Source organism: Vibrio sp. 10N.222.46.A1, assembly GCF_041473595.1.
GTDB lineage: Bacteria > Pseudomonadota > Gammaproteobacteria > Enterobacterales > Vibrionaceae > Vibrio > Vibrio tasmaniensis_A.
Map to the genome: position 1 here is coordinate 1 of NZ_JBFRSN010000543.1, position 1,253 is coordinate 1,253.

Genomic DNA, 1,253 nt, shown 5'->3' on the forward strand with positions numbered 1-1,253 from the left:
GAAACACGCCATCCCTGACTAAGCATTATCAAATTCATCGTTGTTTTTGCTATTGTCGTTATCCGTTTGTTTTGATATCAAACGATGTTCTTAATTACGTGTTTATAAACTCTAGACAAAAGTGTGACATTTCTCCAGTTTCAGAGACGAGAAAGTCAGTGGCATTTCCACTGTAATTAACCTCGATAGATGCGATTACTTATTAGATATCAAGGCCAAACACTGACTCGGCATTACTTTAACTTTCTTTTTTTTCTTACTTTTAGCGACTTTTTTAGGTGGAGGAACTGGAATGGTCTGCGGAGCCCAACTGGCAAGTTCATCTCCACAACCATCACCTTTTGGCGGGTTTGCTTGAGCGATGCAGTTAGAACTACCTTTAGGACATTTTAAACGAACATGAAAATGAGAATGATGTCCCCACCAAGGTCTGATTTTTCCTAACCAAGCTCTCCCATTGGCATCAGAGTTTTCTTGGTCACAAAGAGTTTGTTTAATGACAGGATGGACGAAGATTCGTACCACTTTTTCATCTTTGGCTGCATAGCGAATCACTTGAAAATGATCATCGGTCCAATTTGATTTACGTAATTTGTAGTTGGTAAGGTCGACTACACTTATTGGCTTAGGAACAGCAAGTTCATTCTCGGAAAGTCTCTCATCAGTGAGCCTTAACCATATATCAATATCCAACCCAGTCTGGTGGCTTGAATGGCCAGATGAGAAGCGTCCACCTCTAGGTAGCGAAATATCACCCACCAATAGATTTGTGTTGAGTTGTTTGCTTGTAGTTAAACCTAGCCTTTCAATAAACTGAATTGACTCTGTGTGGCCATAATAGCGCTCTCTCTGAGGGCGGATCACCTGATAACCTTGCCCATTAATTGGCAAAGCTTGCGCCCCGTCAAGACAACCATTAGCGTAACTACCTATGGATGAGGTTGAATTTCTTGTTGGGCTTTTCTCTTTTTCCCACGAGGTTGCAGATACAACAAACGAACAAAAGATAAGAGCCAATGTACAAAATAACCTCATAACAATTCCAAATAAACGATCACTGTTTTTATACTAGTCGTCATTAGGGAATTGGTGTATGTCGAGAGTGATATTTTTGGGATAGCTTGAGAGTTATCTACTGACTTTAGATATTTAAGTGAAAAAGCTTCACTATTCCTAGCGAATCTTCTCAATCTGTAGCGATATTATCGTAGTCGAAGACAAAAACTCACAGCCCTGAAACGACGAAAGCCTAG

General features: G+C 40.1%; 1 protein-coding gene. It reads right to left on the reverse strand.

Annotated features, from left to right (window positions below):
* Window positions 1-195: 195 nt before the first annotated feature.
* Window positions 196-1,035, reverse strand: coding sequence for a penicillin-insensitive murein endopeptidase (gene mepA, locus AB4496_RS15470; RefSeq protein ID WP_009848259.1), 840 nt, complete (start codon window positions 1,033-1,035; stop codon window positions 196-198).
* Between the last annotated feature and the right edge of the window lie 218 nt (window positions 1,036-1,253).

Bases quoted from the DNA above. Each gene is read 5' to 3' on its own strand.
- mepA (WP_009848259.1), bottom strand. From the start codon at position 1,035: ATGAGGTTATTTTGTACATTGGCTCTTATCTTTTGTTCGTTTGTTGTA.